The organism is Leucobacter chromiisoli, assembly GCF_016522505.1.
Lineage (GTDB): Bacteria > Actinomycetota > Actinomycetes > Actinomycetales > Microbacteriaceae > Leucobacter > Leucobacter chromiisoli.
The window spans coordinates 83,572-103,518 of the sequence record NZ_JAEHOH010000015.1 but is presented as its reverse complement, the minus strand read 5'-3'; the positions used below and the strand labels follow the sequence as shown (position 1 = coordinate 103,518).

The 19,947-nt window shown below is 72.8% G+C and carries 19 protein-coding genes and 1 pseudogene; 8 read left to right on the top strand and 12 right to left on the bottom strand.

The genetic code is table 11. The annotated features are described in order from the left end of the window. Positions 1–90 precede the first annotated feature (90 nt). Positions 91–528 (bottom strand): DUF4190 domain-containing protein, encoded by a 438-nt coding sequence (locus tag JD276_RS11920; protein ID WP_200115874.1) that lies wholly within the window; start codon positions 526–528, stop codon positions 91–93. A gap of 238 nt (positions 529–766) precedes the next feature. On the opposite strand from JD276_RS11920, the pseudogene groES reads away from it, so the two are divergent. Next, a pseudogene (gene groES, locus JD276_RS11915) lies at positions 767–1,057 on the top strand (co-chaperone GroES); the annotation flags it as partial. An 86-nt stretch (positions 1,058–1,143) separates the two neighbouring features. Here the strand turns inward: groES and JD276_RS11910 are convergent. After that, positions 1,144–2,238 carry a threonine aldolase family protein gene (locus JD276_RS11910; protein ID WP_200115873.1) on the bottom strand — a complete coding sequence of 365 codons (1,095 nt, stop codon included), beginning with the start codon at positions 2,236–2,238 and terminating at the stop codon, positions 1,144–1,146. Between the two features lie 72 nt (positions 2,239–2,310). Between JD276_RS11910 and rarD the strand changes: the two genes are divergently transcribed. The 6 genes from rarD to guaA all read left to right on the top strand — a co-directional run bounded on the left by rarD (position 2,311) and on the right by guaA (position 9,355). Beyond that, a complete protein-coding gene (gene rarD / locus JD276_RS11905) occupies positions 2,311–3,195 on the top strand; it encodes an EamA family transporter RarD (RefSeq protein WP_200115872.1) in 885 nt (294 codons plus the stop codon). Positions 3,196–3,333: 138 nt separating this feature from the next. Then, positions 3,334–4,836 (top strand): IMP dehydrogenase, encoded by a 1,503-nt coding sequence (guaB, locus tag JD276_RS11900; RefSeq protein WP_200115871.1) that lies wholly within the window; start codon positions 3,334–3,336, stop codon positions 4,834–4,836. A gap of 25 nt (positions 4,837–4,861) precedes the next feature. Then, positions 4,862–5,983, top strand: coding sequence for a GuaB3 family IMP dehydrogenase-related protein (locus JD276_RS11895; protein WP_200115870.1), 1,122 nt, complete (start codon positions 4,862–4,864; stop codon positions 5,981–5,983). A 377-nt stretch (positions 5,984–6,360) separates the two neighbouring features. Then, the gene (locus JD276_RS11890; protein WP_200115896.1) at positions 6,361–7,170 is read left to right on the top strand and encodes an SURF1 family cytochrome oxidase biogenesis protein; all 810 of its coding nucleotides are present in this window, start codon (positions 6,361–6,363) and stop codon (positions 7,168–7,170) included. A 26-nt stretch (positions 7,171–7,196) separates the two neighbouring features. Then, complete coding sequence (locus tag JD276_RS11885) at positions 7,197–7,775, top strand: DUF3817 domain-containing protein (RefSeq protein WP_200115869.1); 579 nt, start codon at positions 7,197–7,199, stop codon at positions 7,773–7,775. Continuing rightward, the gene (gene guaA, locus JD276_RS11880; protein ID WP_200115868.1) at positions 7,772–9,355 is read left to right on the top strand and encodes a glutamine-hydrolyzing GMP synthase; all 1,584 of its coding nucleotides are present in this window, start codon (positions 7,772–7,774) and stop codon (positions 9,353–9,355) included. Before JD276_RS11885 ends, guaA begins: the two co-directional genes overlap by 4 nt. Positions 9,356–9,596: 241 nt before the next feature. Here the strand turns inward: guaA and JD276_RS11875 are convergent, their stop codons facing one another. From JD276_RS11875 to rfaE2, 3 genes are read right to left on the bottom strand one after another with little or no spacing between them, the layout of a single operon-like run. Further along, positions 9,597–9,785 (bottom strand): DUF2795 domain-containing protein, encoded by a 189-nt coding sequence (locus JD276_RS11875; protein WP_200115867.1) that lies wholly within the window; start codon positions 9,783–9,785, stop codon positions 9,597–9,599. Continuing rightward, a complete protein-coding gene (locus JD276_RS11870) occupies positions 9,785–10,666 on the bottom strand; it encodes a glycosyltransferase family 2 protein (protein WP_200115866.1) in 882 nt (293 codons plus the stop codon). Before JD276_RS11870 ends, JD276_RS11875 begins: the two co-directional genes overlap by 1 nt. After that, positions 10,663–12,180 (bottom strand): D-glycero-beta-D-manno-heptose 1-phosphate adenylyltransferase, encoded by a 1,518-nt coding sequence (gene rfaE2 / locus JD276_RS11865; protein WP_200115865.1) that lies wholly within the window; start codon positions 12,178–12,180, stop codon positions 10,663–10,665. The genes JD276_RS11870 and rfaE2 overlap by 4 nt, the downstream gene beginning before the upstream one ends. A gap of 130 nt (positions 12,181–12,310) precedes the next feature. On the opposite strand from rfaE2, the gene JD276_RS11860 reads away from it, so the two are divergent. Continuing rightward, positions 12,311–13,459, top strand: a complete 1,149-nt coding sequence (locus JD276_RS11860; RefSeq protein ID WP_200115864.1) for a glycosyltransferase family 9 protein — start codon at positions 12,311–12,313, stop codon at positions 13,457–13,459. Here the strand turns inward: JD276_RS11860 and JD276_RS11855 are convergent. The 7 genes from JD276_RS11855 to JD276_RS11825 are packed head-to-tail and all read right to left on the bottom strand — an operon-like array spanning position 13,425 to position 19,917. Next, a complete protein-coding gene (locus tag JD276_RS11855) occupies positions 13,425–14,132 on the bottom strand; it encodes an SDR family oxidoreductase (protein WP_200115863.1) in 708 nt (235 codons plus the stop codon). The two genes, JD276_RS11860 and JD276_RS11855, sit on opposite strands and share 35 nt — an antisense overlap. 24 nt (positions 14,133–14,156) lie before the next feature. Next, entirely contained in the window at positions 14,157–15,509 is a 1,353-nt protein-coding gene (locus JD276_RS11850; RefSeq protein WP_200115862.1) for a PfkB family carbohydrate kinase, read from the bottom strand. Then, on the bottom strand, positions 15,506–16,120 hold the full coding sequence (locus tag JD276_RS11845) for a D-sedoheptulose-7-phosphate isomerase (RefSeq protein ID WP_200115861.1): 615 nt from the start codon (positions 16,118–16,120) through the stop codon (positions 15,506–15,508). The genes JD276_RS11850 and JD276_RS11845 overlap by 4 nt, the downstream gene beginning before the upstream one ends. Continuing rightward, complete coding sequence (locus JD276_RS11840) at positions 16,117–17,352, bottom strand: glycosyltransferase (protein ID WP_200115860.1); 1,236 nt, start codon at positions 17,350–17,352, stop codon at positions 16,117–16,119. Before JD276_RS11840 ends, JD276_RS11845 begins: the two co-directional genes overlap by 4 nt. After that, positions 17,349–18,356, bottom strand: coding sequence for a glycosyltransferase (locus JD276_RS11835; protein ID WP_200115859.1), 1,008 nt, complete (start codon positions 18,354–18,356; stop codon positions 17,349–17,351). Before JD276_RS11835 ends, JD276_RS11840 begins: the two co-directional genes overlap by 4 nt. Further along, positions 18,353–19,381, bottom strand: coding sequence for a glycosyltransferase family 9 protein (locus JD276_RS11830; protein ID WP_200115858.1), 1,029 nt, complete (start codon positions 19,379–19,381; stop codon positions 18,353–18,355). Before JD276_RS11830 ends, JD276_RS11835 begins: the two co-directional genes overlap by 4 nt. Next, on the bottom strand, positions 19,378–19,917 hold the full coding sequence (locus JD276_RS11825; protein ID WP_200115857.1) for a D-glycero-alpha-D-manno-heptose-1,7-bisphosphate 7-phosphatase: 540 nt from the start codon (positions 19,915–19,917) through the stop codon (positions 19,378–19,380). The genes JD276_RS11830 and JD276_RS11825 overlap by 4 nt, the downstream gene beginning before the upstream one ends. Between the last annotated feature and the right edge of the window lie 30 nt (positions 19,918–19,947).

Here is a 19,947-nt window from a genome sequence, read left to right as displayed (position 1 = left end):
CCTTCCGGAAAGCCGTCGGCCCCGAGGCGAGCCCCGGGGCCGACGAAGCGGCGAGTGCGGAGCGGCGAACCGCGCCCCGCTCTTCGCGGATCAGTAGGTGGAGGAGTACGACTCGTACGACAGCGCGCTGCCGATCGCGACCGCGATGAAGCCGAAGTAGAGCACCCAGAACAGGAGCAGGAGGCCGGTGAACACGTAGCCGACGATGAGGCCCGTGAGCGCGAGGCCGCGGCCCGCGTCGCCGGTCCGCTTGACCTGTCCGAGCCCCATGTGGCCGAAGATGATGCCGAGGATGGGGAAGATGAAGCCGAAGAGGATCGCGAGGAAGGCGAAGGTGTTCGTGGCACCCAGCGTGGTCGCCTGCGAGGCCTGCGGCGGACGCGCCGGCGTCGGGCCCTGCGGCGGTCGAGGAGGCTGGTGGGCCTGCGAGCCGGGCGCCTGCGGAGCGGCGTAGCTCGGCGGCTGGGATCCGGGTCGCGGCGGCACGGGCGGCTGCTGAGGCGAGTTCGGGGGCAGTGGGGATGACATGCTTCCTCCTGGTGAGCGCCGACATCGTCGGGAGTGCGACGCCTGGGATCGGTACACCCCAGTATTCCACACGGCTCCGCCGGGCCTCCGGGCGGCCGTTGTTCGCTGCGGGCGAAGGGGGCCGACGCCGTTGGCACTCGCCTTGCGAGAGTGCCAACCGGAGCTCTAGACTGCTGGGGGAGCGCACCCGTACGGAGCGCTCGCGAATTCTTCTTCCATACCGAGAAAGAGGTCAACCGTGTCGGTCGCCATCAAGCCGCTCGAAGATCGTATCGTCATCAAGCAGGTCGAGGCCGAGCAGACCACCGCGTCTGGTCTGGTCATCCCCGACAGCGCCAAGGAGAAGCCCCAGGAGGGCGAGGTCGTGGCCGTGGGCCCCGGTCGCGTCTCCGACAGCGGCACCCGCATCCCGCTCGACGTCAACGTCGGCGATGTCGTGATCTACTCGAAGTTCGGCGGCACCGAGGTGAAGGTCGGCGGCGACCACAACCTGGGGCTCTGGGCGCGCCCCACCCGCGGGGTCGCCACCCCTCACGCCCCCCCGGGCGGATCCTCCGCCGGAACGGCCCGGGAACGCGGGGCCGGTGCAACTGCACCGGCCCCGCGTTCCGTCTGTCAGCGCCCTTCCGCCCGCTCATCAGCGAGCGCGGCGAGGAGGTCGTCCACGTGCCCGGGACGCGTGTCGAAGGCGCACATCAACCGGGAGAGCCCCGGTGTCTCCGGCCACGAGCCGAACGCGAAGCGCTTCCGGGCCCGCGCCGCGGCCTCGGGCGGGATGAACGCGAAGACCGCGTTCGACTCGACGGGGTGGGCGATCCCGTATCCGGTCTCTCCGTCGCGGCGCGCAAGCTCCTCGATCCCGGCGGCGAGGCGGTCCGCCATCGCGTTGGCGTGAGCGGCGGAGCGCAGCCAGAGGTCGCCCTCGTAGAGCGCGGTGAGCTGCGCGGAGACGAACCGCATCTTGGAGCCCAGCTGCAGATTCGTCTTGCGCAGGAACGGCAGACCGGGAGCGGCGCCGGGGCGCAGCACGACCACGGCCTCCGCTCCGAGGAGGCCGTTCTTCGTGCCGCCGAGGCTGAGCAGGTCGGCTCCCGCCTCGCTCGTGATCTCCGCGAGCGAGACGCCGAGGTGGGCGGCGGCGTTTCCGAGCCGCGAACCGTCGACGTGCAGCACCATGCCGTGCGCGTGCGCCTGCTCGGCGAGCGCGGCGACCTCGTTCGGCGTGTAGCAGGTGCCGAGCTCCGTCGCCTGCGATATCGAGACGGCGAGCGGCTGCGCGCGGTGCTCGTCTCCCCATCCCCACGCCTCGCGCGCGACGAGCTCCGGGGTGAGCTTCCCGTCCGGCGCGTCGACGGCGAGCAGCTTGAGGCCTCCCGTCTTCTCGGGCGCTCCGGTCTCGCCGGTGTTGATGTGGGCGCTCCGCGCGCAGATCACGGCGCCCCATCGGGGCAGGGCGGCCTGCAGCGAGAGCACGTTCGCCCCCGTGCCGTTGAGCACGGGCAGGGCCTCGGTATCCGGGCCGAACAGACGCCGGGCGACCTGCTGGAACTGCACGGTCCAGGGGTCGCCGCCGTAGGACCTCGTGTGACCGACGTTCGCGGCGAAGACGGCCTCGAGCACCTCGGGGTGGGCGCCCGCCCAGTTGTCGGAGGCGAAGGAGATCGGGTGGTCGCGGGGGTCGCTGCTCGGAGGCGGGTCGAGGTGGCTCATCCGTTCAGCCTACGGGTCGCGCTCCGCCTGCCGGCGCATCCGGGCGATGGGGCGCTCCCCTAGACTGGGGCGGTGAATCGACGGGCGGGCTACGGATACGGACTGACCGCGTACCTGCTCTGGGGTGTGCTCCCGCTCTATTTCGTGCTGCTGGGCGCCATCGATCCGTTCGAGGTCGTCGCGGGCCGGATCCTGCTCACCCTCGTGTTCTGCGGCCTGCTGCTCACCGTCCTGCGGCAGTGGGGACCCGTGGCCGCGATCCTTCGAGATCGGAGCGCGCTCGCAACGCTGGCCGCCGCCGGGCTCGTCATCTACGTGAACTGGCAGGTGTTCGTCATCGCCTCGTTCACGGGGCACGTCGTCGACGCCTCGCTCGGCTACTTCATCAACCCGGTCGTGACGGTGCTCTTCGGCGTCGCGCTCCTGGGCGAGCGGCTCACGGCGGCGCAGTGGGGCGCCGTCGGGGTCACCGTGATCGCGTTCGTGACGATCGCGATCGGCTACGGGACGTTCCCCTGGATCGCGGTGCTGCTCGCCTGCTCCTTCGGGCTGTACGGCTACCTCAAGCGCAAGGTCGGGGCCGACGTCCCCGCTCTGCCCGGCCTCTTCGTCGAGACGCTGGTGCTCTCGCCCCTGGCGGTCGCGCTGCTCGCGCTCATCCCCGTCTTCACCGGCGCCGGCTTCCTGGGGGCCGACGGTTCGACGCTCGCCCTCTTCTCGCTCGCGGGCATCGCGACGGCGATCCCGCTGCTGCTGTTCGCGGCAGCGGCCCGCCGGCTGCCGCTCGTCGCCCTCGGCTTCATCCAGTACGTCGGGCCGACGGTCATGCTGCTCATCGGCTGGCTCGTCCTCGGGGAGCGCATCCCGCCGGCGCGCTGGATCGGTTTCGGCCTCGTCTGGGCCGCGCTCGTGCTGCTCTCGGCCGACGGCCTGCGCAGGAGACGCGCGCGGCCGTAGCGGGGCGGGATCCGCACCGCCCTCGCCGTCACGGCCGCGGGCATACTTTTGCCCCGGCCAACGTTTACGATGGATGGCAGGGGTCTCATCCCGACCGCTCCAACGACGTTTCCGCCTTCGACCAGAAAAAGAGGTCTCATGGAACAGCGTGATCCTTTCGCGTTCACCGGTCTCACCTACGACGACGTGCTGCTGCTCCCCGCGCACACCGACGTGATCCCGAGCGAGGCGGATACGTCTACTCAGCTCACCCGCCGGATCCGGCTCGGCATCCCGCTCATCTCCGCGGCGATGGACACCGTCACCGAGACGCGCATGGCCGTGGCGATGGCCCGCAACGGCGGGCTCGGGATCCTGCACCGCAACCTGTCCATCCAGGATCAGGCCGAGATGGTCGACCGCGTGAAGCGCAGCGAGGCCGGCATGATCACGAACCCCGTGACCACGACGGTCGACGCGACCGTCGCCGAGGTCGACGCGCTCTGCGGCGAGTACCGCGTGAGCGGGCTGCCGGTCGTCGACAAGCAGGGCCTGCTGCTCGGGATCATCACGAACCGCGACATGCGCTTCATCGCCCCGAACGACCGATCGCAGGTGCGCGTCGAGGACGCGATGACGAGGATGCCGCTCGTCACCGCGCCCGCCGGCATCAGCCGCGAGGACGCCGCGAACCTCTTCCGCAAGCACAAGATCGAGAAGCTGCCCCTGGTCGACGAGACCGGCAAGCTCACGGGCCTCATCACGGTCAAGGACTTCGACAAGGAGGAGGAGTACCCGAACGCCGCCAAGGACGAGGCGGGACGTCTGCGCGTGGGTGCGGCCGTCGGGTTCTTCGGGGACGCCTGGAAGCGCGCCACAGCGCTCGTCGAGGCGGGCGTCGACGTGCTCGTGGTCGACACCGCGAACGGCGACAGCAAGGGCGTGCTCGACATCATCGCCAAGATCAAGGCCGACCCCGCCTTCGCGGGCGTCGACGTGATCGGCGGCAACGTCGCGACCTACGCGGGCGCCAAGGCGCTCATCGACGCTGGAGTCGACGCGGTCAAGGTGGGTGTCGGGCCCGGCTCGATCTGCACGACGCGCGTCATCGCGGGTGTCGGCGTGCCCCAGGTGACGGCCGTCTACGAGGCCGCGAAGGCGGCGACTCCCGCAGGAGTGCCGGTGATCGCCGACGGCGGCCTGCAGTACTCGGGCGACGTCGCGAAGGCGCTCGTCGCCGGCGCGAGCTCCGTGATGATCGGCTCGCTGTTCGCGGGGACCGACGAGAGCCCCGGCGACCTCGTGTTCATGGGAGGCAAGCAGTACAAGAACTACCGCGGCATGGGATCGCTCGGGGCCCTGCAGACCCGGGGCGAGCGCACCTCGTACTCGAAGGACCGCTACTTCCAGGCCGACGCCTCGAGCGACGAGAAGCTGATCCCCGAGGGCATCGAGGGGCAGATCGCCTACCGGGGCCCGCTGCGCTCCGTCGCCCATCAGCTCATCGGCGGCCTGCGCCAGTCGATGATGTACGTGGGAGCGCGCAACGTCGACGAGCTCAAGCAGCGCGGAGAGTTCGTGCGCATCACCGCGGCGGGATTGAAGGAGAGCCACCCGCACGACGTGCAGATGGTCGTCGAGGCCCCCAACTACAAGCGCTGATCGCGCAGAAAGACAGGCTTGATTCGTGAGTAACGAGATCGAGATCGGCCGGGGCAAGCGCGCCCGCCGCGTGTACACCTTCGATGAGATCGGGATCGTGCCCACCCGGCGCACCCGGGATCCCGAGCTGGTGTCGACCGCATGGTCGATCGACGCCTTCCAGTTCGAGATCCCCGTGCTGGGCGCGCCGATGGACTCCGTGATGTCGCCGGCGCAGGCCATCGCCCTCGGGCGACTCGGCGGCCTCGGCGTGCTGAACCTCGAAGGGCTGTGGACGCGGCACGAGGACCCGCAGCCGCTGCTGGACGAGCTCGCCTCCCTCGGCGATGACGAGGCGACGATCAAGCGCATGCGCGAGCTGTACGCGGCTCCGATCCAGCCCGACCTGATCCGCGCGCGTCTGGGCGAGGTCCGGGAGGCGGGCGTCACCGTCGCGGGGGCGCTCTCGCCGCACCGCACCGCCGAGTTCTGGGAGACCGTGATCGGCGCGGGCGTCGACCTCTTCGTGATCCGCGGCAACACCGTCTCGGCCGAGCACGTCTCGGTGGAGGGGCGCGAGCCGCTGAACCTGAAGCAGTTCATCTACGAGCTCGACGTTCCGGTGATCGTCGGCGGGGCGGCGACGTACCAGTCGGCTCTGCACCTCATGCGCACCGGCGCCGCGGGCGTGCTCGTCGGCTTCGGCGGCGGGGCCTCGTCGACGACCCGGGCGACCCTCGGGATCCGCGCGCCGATGGCATCCGCGATCGCCGACGTCGCCGGGGCGCGCAGCGACTACCTCGACGAGTCGGGCGGCCGCTACGTGCACGTCATCGCCGACGGCGGCCTCGGCACCTCGGGCGACCTCATCAAGGCGATGGCCTGCGGCGCCGACGCGGTGATGCTCGGCGCCGCCCTCGCACGCGCGACGGATGCGCCCGGTCAGGGGTGGCACTGGGGGCAGGAGGCGCACCACGACGACCTGCCGCGCGGCAAGCGCGTGCGCGTGGGCGGCGTCGCGCCGCTCGCGGAGATCGTCAGCGGGCCCGCGCACGTGGCCGACGGGACGGCGAACCTCGTGGGCGCGCTGCGCCGTGCGATGGCGACGACCGGCTACTCGGAGCTCAAGGAGTTCCAGCGAGTAGGCATCGTCCACGCCGAGCGCTAGGGGTGCTGCCGGCCCGATGGCCGGCTCGCGGCCTCTCAGGTTCCAGTCCGAGATCGGGGTGGGGGGGGGGGGGGGGGGGGGGGGGGGGGGGGGGGGGGGGGCGGCCCCCCCCCCCCGGGGGGGGGGGGGGGGGGGGGGTTTGGGGGTTCGCTAGTTCCTGAAAACCGCTTTTTTGCCGTGCCGAAGCGACCCCGACTCGTCGGTGGGGTGAGCGCTCGGGGAGCGGGTCAGGAAACACGCATGAGACCTCGATATCATGCCTGCAGAGGCACGGCCTCGCCCGTCATGGCCTGCCCGTCGAGGAGCGCAGCATCATCACCACCCATTCGCCCCAGCGCAGGCCTGCGTACGCGGGGGATCCGACGCTCGGGCGGGTGATGCGCCGGCCGCTCTGGATCCTCGCGCTGCTGCTCGCGCTCGCCGTCGCCGCCGTGTTCGCCTGGCTGGGGCAGTGGCAGATGGGCCACGCCATCCGCATCGACGCCGAGCAGGCGATCGACACCGAGACCCCGCACGCCCTCTCCGACCTCACGACGCCCGCGGAGGGCGTGAAGGAGGACGCGGCCGGGGTCGTCGCACTCGTCGACGGCGCCTTCGTCCCCGGCGACTCGCGCCTCGTCGAGCAGCGCATGAACGGCGGCGAGAACGGGGTCTGGGTCGTCGGGCGCCTCGCCACGGGCGACGAGCTCGCCGACGCCGGCGCCCAGCTCGCAGTGGCGATCGGCTGGGCACCGGACCGCGCCGCGGCCGAGGAGGCGCTGCGGAGGCTCGAGGCGGATCCCGCCTTCGCCGAGCCGCTGCGCCTCGAGGGCCGCTACATGCCGGCCGAGGGGCCGGAGATCCCCGGCCCGGGCGAGGACCCGCACCTCATGCGCACCATGATGCCGGCCTACCTCGCCAACACCTGGTCGGACGTCGACGGTCCCACCTACGCGGGCTTCCTCGTGCTGCACGCCTCGGGCGGGGCGGGCGAGGGCCTGCTCGCCTCCGCGGGCCTCGACGCGATCGACTCCGTGCCGCCGCTCCCGCCCGAGAAGGTCAACTGGCTCAACGTGTTCTACGCGATCGAGTGGGTGGTCTTCGCCGGGTTCGCGATCTTCTTCTGGTACCGCCTGGCGCGGGACGCCTGGGAGAAGGAGCACGAGCTCAAGCTCCTCGCCGACGGGCGCGACGCCGTCGCACCCTAGCTCGCCCCCTACGTAGAATGGAAGATATGGTTCTGCAGCCCAAGCCCGCCGACTACCTGCGCATCCGTCGGGCGCTGAAGGTCTACAAGGTCACCTCCGTGATCACCGGCGTCATGCTGCTTCTGCTCTGTGCCGTGATGGTGATGCGCTACGCCTTCGGCGTGGAGCTGTTCCTCTTCACCCCCGCGGGCTTCGCCGAGTTCCTCCCCTCGATCCCGAAGGGGCAGGAGGCCGAGTTCGCCCGCGAGGGCTTCGACCTGTTCAAAGCGATCCTCATCGCGCACGGCTGGTTCTACGTCGTCTACCTGATCTCGAACTTCATGCTGTGGAGCCCGATGCGCTGGAGCTTCTGGCGCTTCCTGCTGCTCGCCCTCGGCGGCGTCATCCCGTTCATGTCGTTCTTCCTCGAGGCGCGCGTCGCGCGCGAGGTGAACGGTTTCCTTGCCGCCCGCGAGTCCGCCGACGCCGGAGCCGATGGCCCGGGGCCGGGCGACGCGGGACGAGGCGGGGCGCCACTCCCGGGCGCGCGCGGCGGCGCCTCGCAGACCACCCTCGTTGACCCCACCGCGGCGAACGCCGCCCCGACCTCGGAAGGCACTCGATGACCGACCAGACTCACACCGGGCATCGCCCGGTTCTCGTGGTTGACTTCGGCGCGCAGTACGCGCAGCTGATCGCACGCCGCGTTCGCGAAGCGGGGGTGTTCTCCGAGCTCGTCCCGCACACGATCACCGCGGCCGAGGTGCGCGAGAAGAACCCCCTGGGCATCGTGCTCTCCGGGGGACCGTCATCGGTGTATGAGGAGGGGGCCCCGCAGTTCGACGACAGCATCTTCGACCTCGGCGTGCCGACCCTCGGCATCTGCTACGGCTTCCAGGTCATGGCGCGCGCGCTCGGCGGCGAGGTGGCGAACACGGGCGACCGCGAGTACGGCGCCACCGACGCCCTCGTGGTCGGCGACGGCGGGGCGATCCTGGGCGGCCAGCCCGAGACGCAGAACGTGTGGATGAGCCACGGCGACGCCGTGCAGCGGGCCCCCGAGGGCTTCGACGTGCTCGCGCGCACCGCGGTGACCCCGGTCGCCGCGTTCGGCTCCCTCGAGCGCCGCCTGTACGGGGTGCAGTGGCACCCCGAGGTGCGGCACTCGGATCACGGGCAGCAGGTGCTCGAGAACTTCCTGCACACGGTCGCGGGGATCGACCCTGATTGGAACGCGGGCAACGTGATCGCCGAGCAGGTCGAGCTGATCCGCAAGCAGGTCGGATCCGCCCGCGTGATCTCGGCGCTCTCGGGCGGCGTGGACTCGGCGGTCTCGACGGCGCTCGTGCACGAGGCGATCGGCGACCAGCTCACCGCCGTGTTCGTCGACCACGGCCTGCTGCGCCAGGGCGAGCGCGAGCAGGTGGAGCAGGACTACGTCGCCTCGACCGGCGTGCGGCTCATCACGGTCGACGCCGAGGAGACCTTCCTCGGCCACCTCGAGGGCGTCACCGACCCGGAGGAGAAGCGCAAGATCATCGGCCGCGAGTTCATCCGCGCCTTCGAGCAGGTGCAGCGCCAGCTCGTCGACGAGGCGAAGGCCGAGGGCGAGCCCATCAAGTTCCTCGTGCAGGGCACGCTGTACCCCGACGTGGTCGAATCCGGCGGGGGCTCCGGTACCGCGAACATCAAGAGCCACCACAACGTCGGCGGGCTTCCCGAGGACATGAAGTTCGAGCTCGTCGAGCCGCTGCGCGACCTCTTCAAGGACGAGGTGCGGGCGATCGGGCGCGAGCTCGGACTGCCGGAGGCCATCGTGGGCCGCCAGCCGTTCCCCGGCCCGGGCCTCGGCATCCGCATCGTCGGCGAGGTCACGAAGAATCGTCTGGAGACCCTGCGGGCCGCCGACGCGATCGCCCGCGCCGAGCTCACGGCGGCCGGCCTGGACGCCGAGATCTGGCAGTGCCCGGTCGTGCTGCTCGCCGACGTGCGCTCCGTGGGTGTGCAGGGCGACGGCCGCACCTACGGTCACCCCGTGGTGCTGCGCCCCGTGTCCTCCGAGGACGCGATGACCGCCGACTGGACCCGGGTGCCCTACGACGTGCTCGCGCGGATCTCGAACAAGATCACCAACCAGGTGCCCGAGGTCAACCGCGTCGTGCTCGACGTGACCTCGAAGCCGCCGGGAACCATCGAGTGGGAGTGAGCTCCCGCTCGTGACGGGCGCCGCCGCGTGAGCGCGACCCCGCCGGCCGCCGCGTGAGCGCGACCCCGCCGGCGACCGGGCGAGCGGAACGAGGAGGAGCGGGGGGGCCGGACCGCGCGGGGCGGCCAGCCGAGGCGGGGGGCGGGGGGCGGTCTCGTGGTTGCCCCCCCCCGCCCCCCCCCCCCCCCCGCTCCTCCGTCTCCGGAGGCCGGGCCCGGAGCCCGGGCCCGGGGTGTGCGCCCTAGCCGAGTTCGGCGCTGACGTCCGTCGGCTTCTCGTACCGCTTGTCGGCGATGCCCTCCAGCGCGCGCATCACCTCGTCGTCCGCGCCCGAGGCCTTCGCCTGGTCGAGGATCTCTTCCTTGGACGCGGGGTAGTCGATTCCGCCGAGGTGCTTCTGCACCTGAATCGGGTTCGGCGTGTTCGCCATCATCTCTTCCTTTCTTCCGAGCGGGCGTTCGCGAGGGCCGTGAACGCCTCGACGTCGCGGTTGTCGATCGTGGTGGGGGCCTCGAGGTGCACGGCGCCGCTGGGCAGGATGCCCGCGCCGCCGAACCGCTCCATGACCCGCCACTGGGCCACGACGTCCTCGCCGACGTGCTCCCGGGGGAGATCGTGCCAGAAGCCGAAGCCGCCCGCTGCGAGCAGCGCGCTGCGGCGGAACATCGCGCAGCCGCCCACCCATGCCACCCGGTAGGCGCGCCAGGATCCCTCGGGGACGTCCTGCTCCGCGGCGGCGTGGGCGAGGTTCGCGGCGTTGTGCAGGCGCCAGCGCTCGAAGGCGGGAGTGCCGCGCTCGACCTTCTCGGGCAGCACCTGCCCCCGCCAGAACTCGAGCGGTTCGCGCTCCCGGGGGCGGTCGTCGTCCAGATAGGAGAGCCCCTGCACGGCGGAGCCGACGAAGCCGCATCCCAACGCCGTGATCGCGTCGAGCAGCCGGGCGATGCTGCCCGGCTCCAGCCAGACGTCGTCGTCGAGATAGAGCACGTAGTCGGCGCTCGCCCGGTCGAGGAGGAACTGGCGCTGCTCCGCGAGCCCCCGCCTGGGGAGGTGGCGCTCCACCCGCGGCTCCCGGCCCTGCGCCGTGAGCACGCGCAGCATGGCGGCGACCGCGGGCGCCTGCGCGACCCCCTCGTCGGACTGGTCGCTGATCACCACCCGGAAGGCGGGCTCGTCCTGACCCGCGAGCCCGGCGAGCGTGACTCCGAGCTCGGCGATCCGGCCGACGGTCGGGATCAGCACGTCGACGAGCGGGGACCGCGTCTCCTCCGGGGGCCGCGCCCACGCCCCCGACCAGCGTCGGCTCGTCATCCCACGCCTCCGGGGACCGTCGTCGGCCGGTGCTCGCGGATCTGCTCGACGATGCCGCTCGTCGAATGGGCCTCGACGTAGTCGAGCATGCTCACCAGGCCGCCGTAGCCGCGCACGACGGCGGTCTCCCGGAGCATCTCCGGCGTGTAGTCCCCGCCCTTCGCGTAGACCTCGGGCTGCAGCCGCTCGAGCAGGGGGATCGGCGTGTCGCTCGAGAACACGGCGACGTAGTCGACGCACTCGAGCGCCGCGAGGACGGCGGCGCGGTCGGTGGCCGTGTTCACGGGACGGTCGGGCCCCTTCAGGCGGCGCACCGAGTCGTCGTCATTGATGGCCACGACGAGCACGTCGCCGAGCCGTTTCGCCTGGCGGAGCGACGCCGTGTGCCCGCGGTGCAGCACGTCGAAGCAGCCGTTCGTGAACACGATCCGGCGGCCCTCCGCGCGGTGCTCGGCGACTCGCGCTTCGAGCGTGTCGTGATCGACGGCCGCGTCGTCCGCGGGGGCGAGCTCCGCGCGCAGATCGTGGGCGGAGCACACCGAGGTGCCGGGGCGGCGCACGACGATGTCCGCTGCGAGCTGGGCGAGGTCCGCGGCGTCCGCCAGGGGCAGGCCCCCCGAGAGGGCGAGTGCCAGACCGGCGGTGAAGGTGTCGCCGGCCCCGGAGGCCTGCCGCTCCGTCGCCGGGTGGGCGAAGGTGCGGTGCACCCCGCCCTCGGGGCTCAGCGTCACGCTTCCCTCCCGGTCGAGCGTGACCACCGCGGAGCGCGCGCCGCTCGCCTCGAGGAGGGCCTCGCGCCGAGCGGGCACCTCCTCGGCGCGACGGCCGGGATCGAGACGGCCGCACAGCTGCTCGAACTCGCCGGCGTTGGGGGTCACCACGTCGGGCCGCAGGATCCGCGTGCGGCGCAGGTCGTGCGCGTCGACGATGCAGGGTCGCGGTCTGCGAACACGGCGCGCGAGCCGGGCGGTCAGGGCTGGGACGAACAGTCCGCAGCCGTAGTCGCAGATCACCTCGAGCTCGGCCCAGCCGGACGACGCCTCCGCGGCCTCCGCCGCGGCTTCGAGCGCCTCCTCCGGGTACGGGTCCCCGTTGACGTCGTCGAGCCGCACCAGCACCTGCTCGCCGCTGACGACGCGGTTCTTCGCGACGGTGCGGCCCGCGGCGGTCTCGACGAGCCCTCGGGTGTCGACGCCGGAGGAGCTGAGGATGGATCGCAGCTCGCGACCGGCCTCGTCGTCCCCGATGACGCCGACGATCCGCACGTCGGCGCCGAGCGCGGCCAGGTTGACGGCGGTGTTCGCCGCTCCCCCGGCAGCGAAGCGCCGTCGGGAGATCTCCACGACCGGGGCGGGGGCCTCCCGGCTCATGCGCTCGGCCGCTCCGTCCCACCATCCGTCGAGGATGAGGTCGCCGATGACCAGCACCCGGGGCCTCATCGCGGCCAGCTCGGTGACCACCCCCGCGTTCAGCGCGTAGTCGCGCGAGCGGGTCGTCGCGTCCGTCGTCGTCATGGTGCCTCCCGTCGTCCCGTTACCGCTCGGGTTACCCCCTTCGTCGAGGTTCTAATCGTCCGCTTGCTGGGGGTTTGCCGACGGCTCCGAATGGGAAGAGGGACAGCGACCGAGGAACGAGAGGAAGCGCATGCTCACGGATCCGGAGGCGGCCCGCCCGGCCGCAGCCTTCGCCACGCCCCACCGGCCCTTCGACGGCGTGCGCTCCATCGCGGTGCTGCGCGGCGGCGGGCTCGGCGACCTCATGTTCGCGGTTCCGGCCCTCGAGGCCCTGCATGCGACCTACCCCGGGGCGGAGATCGTGCTGCTCGGCTCGCCGCTGCACGCCGAGGTGCTGCCGGGCCGCTGCGCGGCCGTGCACCGCGTCGAGGTGCTGCCGGTGGCCGCCGGCGTGCGCGACGGCGAGCCGGATCCGTCGGCCGTCGACGCCTTCTTCTCGAGGCTCGCGGGGAGCGTCGACCTCGCGGTGCAGGTGCACGGGGGCGGCCGCAACTCGAACCCCTTCCTCAAGCGGCTCGGGGCACGGCACACGGTCGGCACGCGGACGGAGGACGCGGAGCCGCTCGAACGCGCTCTGCACTACGTCTACTACCAGCACGAGGTGATCCGTGCGCTGGAGGTCGCGACCCTCGCCGGCGCCGCTCCCGTGTCGCTCGAGCCGCGCATCGTCCCGACGCGGGAGGACCTGCGCGCGGGGGAGGCCGCCACCGCCGCACTGACCGGCCCGGTGCTCGCGGTGCACCCCGGGGCGACGGATCCGCGGCGCAGGTGGGCGCCGGAGCGCTTCGCGGAGATCGCCGCGAAGCACGCCTCGGCGGGCGGCGGCGTGGTGGTGATCGGAGGCGAGGCCGAGGCGGAGACCGCCGCGAGGATCGCGGGGCTCGCGCGCGACGCCGCGGGTGCGGAGGCGGGATCCGTCGCGCTCCGCGCGGGAGACCTCTCGATCTCGGAACTGGTCGGGATCCTCGCGACGGCGGACGTCTTCGCCGGGAACGACAGCGGGCCCAGGCACCTGGCGCAGGCCGTGGGCACCGCGACGGCCTCCGTGTACTGGTTCGGGAACCTCATCAACGCGGGGCCGCTGGAGCGCGGCAGGCATCGGGTGCAGCTCGCCTGGACGACGCACTGCCCGGTGTGCGGGCGGGACGCCACGCAGGTCGGCTGGACCGCGGAGCACTGCGGGCACGACGTCTCCTTCGTCGACGACGTGCCCGCGGCCTCGGTGTGGGAGGACGTGGCCTCGCTTACGGCCAGGACTCCTCTTCCTCATGGCAGATGACGAGCTCGCGCACCTCGCATCCCCTCGGCTGGCCCAGCGCGAAGACCACGGCGTCGGCGACCGCCCGGGGATCGTTGAGGTTGGCGTCGCTCGGCGGCTTGTACTTCTCCTCGCGGTCGTCGAAGAAGCGCGTGCTCATTCCCGACGGGATGAGCGTCGTGACCCCGATCTGACCGCGGGTCTCGGCCGCGAGCGCGCGTGAGAAGCCGAGCACCCCGAACTTGGACGCGCAGTACGCCGTGGCGTCGGCGACCGCGCGGAGAGCCAGGCTCGAGGCCACCGTCACCACTCGGCCGTGGGAGGCCATCAGCGAGGGCAGCGCGGCTCGGACCACGGCCGCCGTGCCGATCAGATTGACGCCGATCACGCGCTCCCACTCATCGGGATCGACGTCTTCGAGTCGACCGCAGCGGTCGATGCCCGCCGCCGTCACGACGCCCTCGAGCCCGCCCTGCTCGTCCGCTATCCTGCGGACGACCTCCTCGACGGCGCGCCCATCCGAGACGTCGGCCTCGTATGCGGCGACGTCTCCCGCGGAGCTGATGTCGCGGTCCAGGATGATCGGCGTGCCGCCGGCGGCGCGCACCGCCGCCGCAACGGCCGCGCCGAGGCCGGATCCGCCGCCGGTGATGAGGATGCGGCCGCTGAGTCCCACGTTCACGGGATCTGTCATATCGACTGTCCTTTCTCTCGTTGCCTAGCCGACGCGTTCGATCGCGCTGGCGAGTCGGGTGGTGGAGCGACCCGGGTGGTAGGGGACCGTGACCGTGCGGCCGCCCCACTCCGCGACGGTCTCCGCCTCCGGGAGCGCGGCGGCGCTGTAGTCGCCGCCCTTCACCCAGACATCCGGCTGCAGGCGCCGCAGGACGGTGTCGGGCGTGTCCTCGTCGAAGACGAGCACCCCGTCCACGCAGGCGAGCGACGTCAGCAGATCCTCCCGATCCGCCTGGGTCATGATCGGACGCTCGGGGCCCTTGAGCCGCCGCACCGAGTCGTCCGAGTTGAGGCAGACGATCAGGCAGTCGCCGAGCTCGCGCGCCGCGGCGAGCGTGCGGGCGTGCCCGGCGTGCAGCAGGTCGAAGCAGCCGCCCGTCGCGACCACCGTGCCGCCCCTCGCGCGGGTGTCGCGAGCGACGCGGAACGCGTCGGCGACCCTGGTCCGCAGGGGGACGACCTCCGTGTCGAGCGACGCCACACCGCCGGCGCCGAGGAAGCGGGAGGTCGCGTCGACGGCGTGCGTGACGGCGGCCGAGAGATCCTCTCCGCCGCCGAGCGCCAGCGCGACCGAGGCCGCGAAGCGGTCGCCGGCCCCGCAGGAGTCGACGTTGCCCACGGCGGGCGCCGAGACGTGCACCGGGAGCGCCTCCTCCTCGCGCGCGACCACGACTCCGCGTTCGCCGACCGTGACCGCCACCGCCGCGCAGCCCCACCGCTCGCGCAGGATGCGCCCCGCCTCGAACGCGCTCTCGAAGGAGGCCGGCACCCCGGCCGCCGCAGCGGCCTCGAAGAGGTTCGGCGTGACGACGCTGCTCGTCTCCACCGGAGGAGCACCCCTGGGGTGGGGATCCCAGACGATCGGAACGGTGCGCCCGCGCTCGCGGAGCGCCTCCCGCACCGGCTCGTTGCGGGTGAGCCCGCGGCCGTAGTCGGCGACCATGATCACGTCGGCGCCCTCGATCTCGGCGAGCATCGCCTCCGTCGCCTCGGGGACGGGCGCCGGAGCGCAGCCCTCGTCGATGCGGACGATGGGGTGCCCCGCGACCCCGACCCTGGTCTTCACGGGAGTCGGCGCGCCCGACGGTCCCGCGACGACGCTGACGCCGCGCAGAGCCGAGCGGAGCTCGTCCGAGCTCTCATCGTCCGAGAGGACGGTGACGAGGCTCACGTCGGCCTCCGCCGCCAGCATCGTCGCGACGAGACCGGCGCCGCCGGCCCGCCTCCTCGTGTACGCGACGTCGACGACGGGCACGGGCGCCTCGGGGCTCAGCCGCTCCGACGTGCCCGTGACGTCGCGATCGAGCAGGACGTCTCCGACGACGACGAGCTTCATGACCGCCCCCGTTCCGCGGCCGCCGCCACCGCGGCGTCGAAGACGCGGCAGATCGCGTGGATTGCGACGAGCTGCGCCTCCTGCACGTTCGCCGAGGGGCCGGGCAGGCACAGCGCCTCGTCGACGAGGCTCGAGAGCGGGTTCGGCCCCTCGCCGGTCAGGGCCCACGTCGTCGCACCGCAGGCGCTCGCCGCCTCCGCGGCGAGGAGCAGGTTCCGGCTGGCGCCGCTCGTGGAGAGCAGCAGGAGGATGTCGCCGTGCCGGGCGTGGCCCGAGACCTGCCGGGCGAACACCTCGTCGTAGCCGTAGTCGTTGGCGATCGCGGTCACGGCCGAGGTCTCCGCGTGCAGGGAGATGGCCGAGAACGGACGGCGCTCGCCGTCGAACCTGCCCACCAGCTCGGCGGTGAGGTGCTGCGCCTCCGCGGCCGATCCGCCGTTCCCCGCGGCGAGCAGGCGCTGACCGCGCAGCAACCGCTCAGCGAGCGTCTCGCCCCAGCGGCCGATGAGCGGCGCCTCCGTCTGGAGCACGTCGAGAACGGGCCGCAGCGCGTTCACGTGCGTCTCGACCCGGTCGCGGGTCGGGCTCTGGATGCTCTGTTCGGTGATCATGAGGTTCCTCCGCTCGCGACGGTGATCGAGGAGGGGCGGGCCGCGGCGGCTGCGCGGTACACCCGGGCGCTCTCCTCGGCGATGCGCCCCCACGAGTAGCGCGATTCCACGCGCGCGCGGCCGGCCGCCCCGTACGCGCGACGGGCTTCGTCGTCCCCGAGCAGAGCCTCCAGCGTGCGCGCGAGGGCTTCCGGATCCCTCGGAGGCACCAGCCGGCCCGTCTCGTCGTCCCTCACCGTGTCGATGAAACCGCCGACCGCCGCGGCGACCACCGGGACGCCGCAGGCCATCGCCTCGAGGGGCACGATCCCGAAGGGCTCGTACCAGGGCGTGCACACGACGGCGTCCGCCGAGCGCAGCAGCGTCGGCATATCGGCGCGGGAGACCTGACCCGTGAAGGTCAGCCGATCCGCGACCCCGAGGTCCGAGGCGAGGGCGAGCAGGCGCTGCGCCTCGGCGTCGGCCAGCGTCTCCGCCACGTCGCCCGGGCCGCCGACGACGACGAGCTCGACGTCGAGATCCCGGTTCAGCCCGGCCAGCGCCTCGATGACGGTGTCCGCGCCCTTGCGCCGCACGAGGCGCCCCACGGTGACGATGCGGTGGCGCCGAGGGCGCGTCGCGATCGGGCCCTCGGGGGTGAACGCCTCGAGATCCACGCCGCAGGGCACCACCGAGATGCGGTGCGGCGGCACGCCGAGCGCCTTCAGCTCGAAGGCCTCGTCCGAGCAGGTCGCGATGACGCCGTCGGCCTCCCGCCCGACCCGCGGCTCCAGCCATCGCCGCTCGGGCGGGCTCGTGTCCTCGACGCCCTGATGCCGGCGCTTCACCACGCCGAGGGCGTGGAAGGTGTGGAGCAGGGGCACGCCCAGCCGGTGGGCGGCGTCGAGTCCCGCGAGGCCCGACATCCAGAAGTGGCTGTGCAGCACGTCCGGCCGGGCGCGATGCCGGTCGGCCACGACCCCGTCCGCGAGCTCGCCCATGTAGGGCAGCATCTCGTCCTTCGGGATCGGCTCGATCGGGCCGGCGTTGACGTGCACCACCTCCACGCCCGGCGCCATCGGCACGCGGTCGGGCAGGGCAGCGTCGTCCCGCCGCGTGTACACGGTCACCTCGTGGCCGAGCCGCCCGAGGGCGATGGACAGCGCTGCGACGTGGACGTTCTGCCCTCCCGCGTCGACGCCGCCGAGCACCGCGAGCGGGCTGGCGTGCTCCGAGATCATCGAAACCCTCATGAGGCCGTCCTTCCTGTCGGTTGGAGCGCTTTCGCGCGTTGCGCCGCCGCGGCGACGACGTCTTCGAGCACCTCGTTCCAGCGGGCGAGGAATCGGGGGAGGCCGTAGTGCTCGAGCGCGAAGGCCCGTGCGACGGCGCCCCGCCGGCGCGCCTCGTCGAGATCCTCGTGGAGGTCGCGGGCGGCGCGAAGCAGCTCGCGGACATCCGTCGATATCGCGCCCGCCTCGGGAGGCACGGCACGGTACGCCTCGGTGGTGCCGAGGGCGACGACGGGCATGCCGAGGTGCATGGCCTCGAGGAGCGACAGGCCGAGCGAGGTCCACCTCGTGGTGTGCAGGTAGGCGCGGTGGGAGGCCAGCTCCGCGTGCATCAGCCGCGTCGGCAGATCCCCGGCGCCCGCGACGGCCCGGTCGGGGAAGAACTCCCGCAGCTCCTCCGTGCCCATGCCGTAGACGTCGACCGGGGCGACCCCGGCGAACTCGCCGAGCAGATCGGTTCCGCTCACCCGGCGCCGGCGCACGGGCTCGTTGATCACCGCGGCGAAGCGCTCGAGCCCTCCCGAGTACCGCTGCCCGGGATCCGGGATCCCGTGCTCGACGACCGTCGTCGGCGCGCTGCCCGTGTCCCACATGAGCGAGTTGAAGTGGGTGACGTGGACGACCGTCACGTCGGAGCGATCGGCTAAGGGGTGGATGCTGTTCGGCACGTCGCCCTTGGGGGTGTTGTGCTCGACGAACACCGCGGCGACGTCGCGCCCCAGCCGCCGATTCAGCCAGCGCTCGGCGAGCTCGAACTCCTCGAGCCGCTGGAGCACGACGACGTCGACCTCGGCGTCCGCGAGATCCTCGGGAGCGACCTCCACCGCGTTCTCGGGCCAGTCGCGGTCCGCGCGGCCGAGGCCGAACGGGCCCCGATCCGGGGTCGTCGGCAGCAGGTACCTGTGGGGGCCGCGCACGAACGCGTCGGCCCATCCGCCGTGGGCGTGCCAGAAGAGGATGTTCACCTCTGCGCTCCTTCCGTTTCGCTGATGAGACGCTCGCAGGCGTCGGCCACCGTCGCGGGGTCGACCTGCGAGAGGCACGGGTGACCGGGGACCGGGCACACGCGGGCCCGGCTGCCGCGGCACGCCGCCTCCTGATCGCCGAGCACGATCGTCGGAACCCCCCAGGGCGCCCATCGCACCGCGGGCACGACCGGGGAGAACAGGCTGACGATCGGGGTGCCGACCGCGGCGGCGAGGTGAGCGGGGCCCGTATTGCCCACCACCGCGGCGTCCGCGCCCGCGAGGATCCCCGCGAGGCCGTGGAGGTCCGTGCGACCGCCGAGATCGATGCCCCGGGATCCCGCGACGCGCGCCGTCAGCTCCGCCTCCGCGGGCGTGCCGGTCACGAGGACGGTGCGCCCGCGCTCGCTCAGCTCCTCGGTGAGGCGCCGGTGATGCCCGGCGGGCCACTCCCGTGCGGGCACCGATGCGCCGGGGTGCACGACGACGTAGGGGCCGTCCGGCACGAGATCGGAGACGTCGGGGAGGTCGCGCACGGCGAGCCGATCGTCCGGGGGAGCGGGGAACCCGGCCGCTCCGGCGATCGCGAGCGCCCGCAGCGCCTCGGGCTGATCCTCGGGGAAGTCCTCGCCGGGGGTGAGGCGGACGTCGAGGAGAGAACCGGCGTGATCCACGGAGGCGCCCGCGATCCGTGACACTCCCGCGAGCCTGAGCATGGCGGCCAGCGGCAGCGGCGACTGGTGGAACGAGGTGAGGATGACGGCGGAGTCCGGCCGGCACTCGGCGATCAGGCCGGCGAGCTCCTCGGCGCTCTCCGGGGTGAAGGGCGGTGCGGGCGAGACGATCCACGGCGCCGCCCAGGTCAGCACGCGATCGACTCCGGGGAGCAGCTCGGCCGCCGGCGCGCCCGTGGGCCCGCAGAGCATCCAGACCTCGTCGGCCCCCGCGGCGATCGCTCGGACGGCGGGGCCCGACAGCAGCACGTCGCCCACGCTGTCGAGCCTCGCCACCAGCACCCGCGTCATCGGGCCTCACCCCCGGGGAAGAGCAGCGCGACCGCCTCGGCCACACTGCCGGCGACCTCCCGCGCCGCCGCGACCTCCTCGGGAAGGGTGACGGGCGTCGGCACGAGCACGCCCCGCGCTCCGGCTGCCTCGGCGGCCTCGACGTCGATCCCGATGTCGCCGACCATCGCCACCCGCTCCACGTCGACGCCGAGTTCGGCGGCCGCGCTCTCGATGAGCCCGGGCGAGGGCTTGCGGCAGGCGCAGGCGTCCGCCGGGCCGTGCGGGCAGACCTGCCAGGTGTCGAACGGGCCGAGCAGCTCCTCGACGCGACGGTTCACCGCGTCCACCTGCTCGCGGGAGAGGAGGCCGCGCGCGATGCCCGACTGGTTGGTGACCACGCCGACCTTCACCCCGAGGCCCCGCAGCCGCTCGAGGGCCGACGCCGCGGTGGGCATGGGGACGACGGCATCGGGGTCGCCGTTGTACGGCACGTTCTCGATGAGGGTGTCGTCCCGGTCGAACAGCACCGCCGCCGGTTCAGGAATAGTGCTCATGGAGTTCTTCTTCCCGCCCGCGGCGCCGGG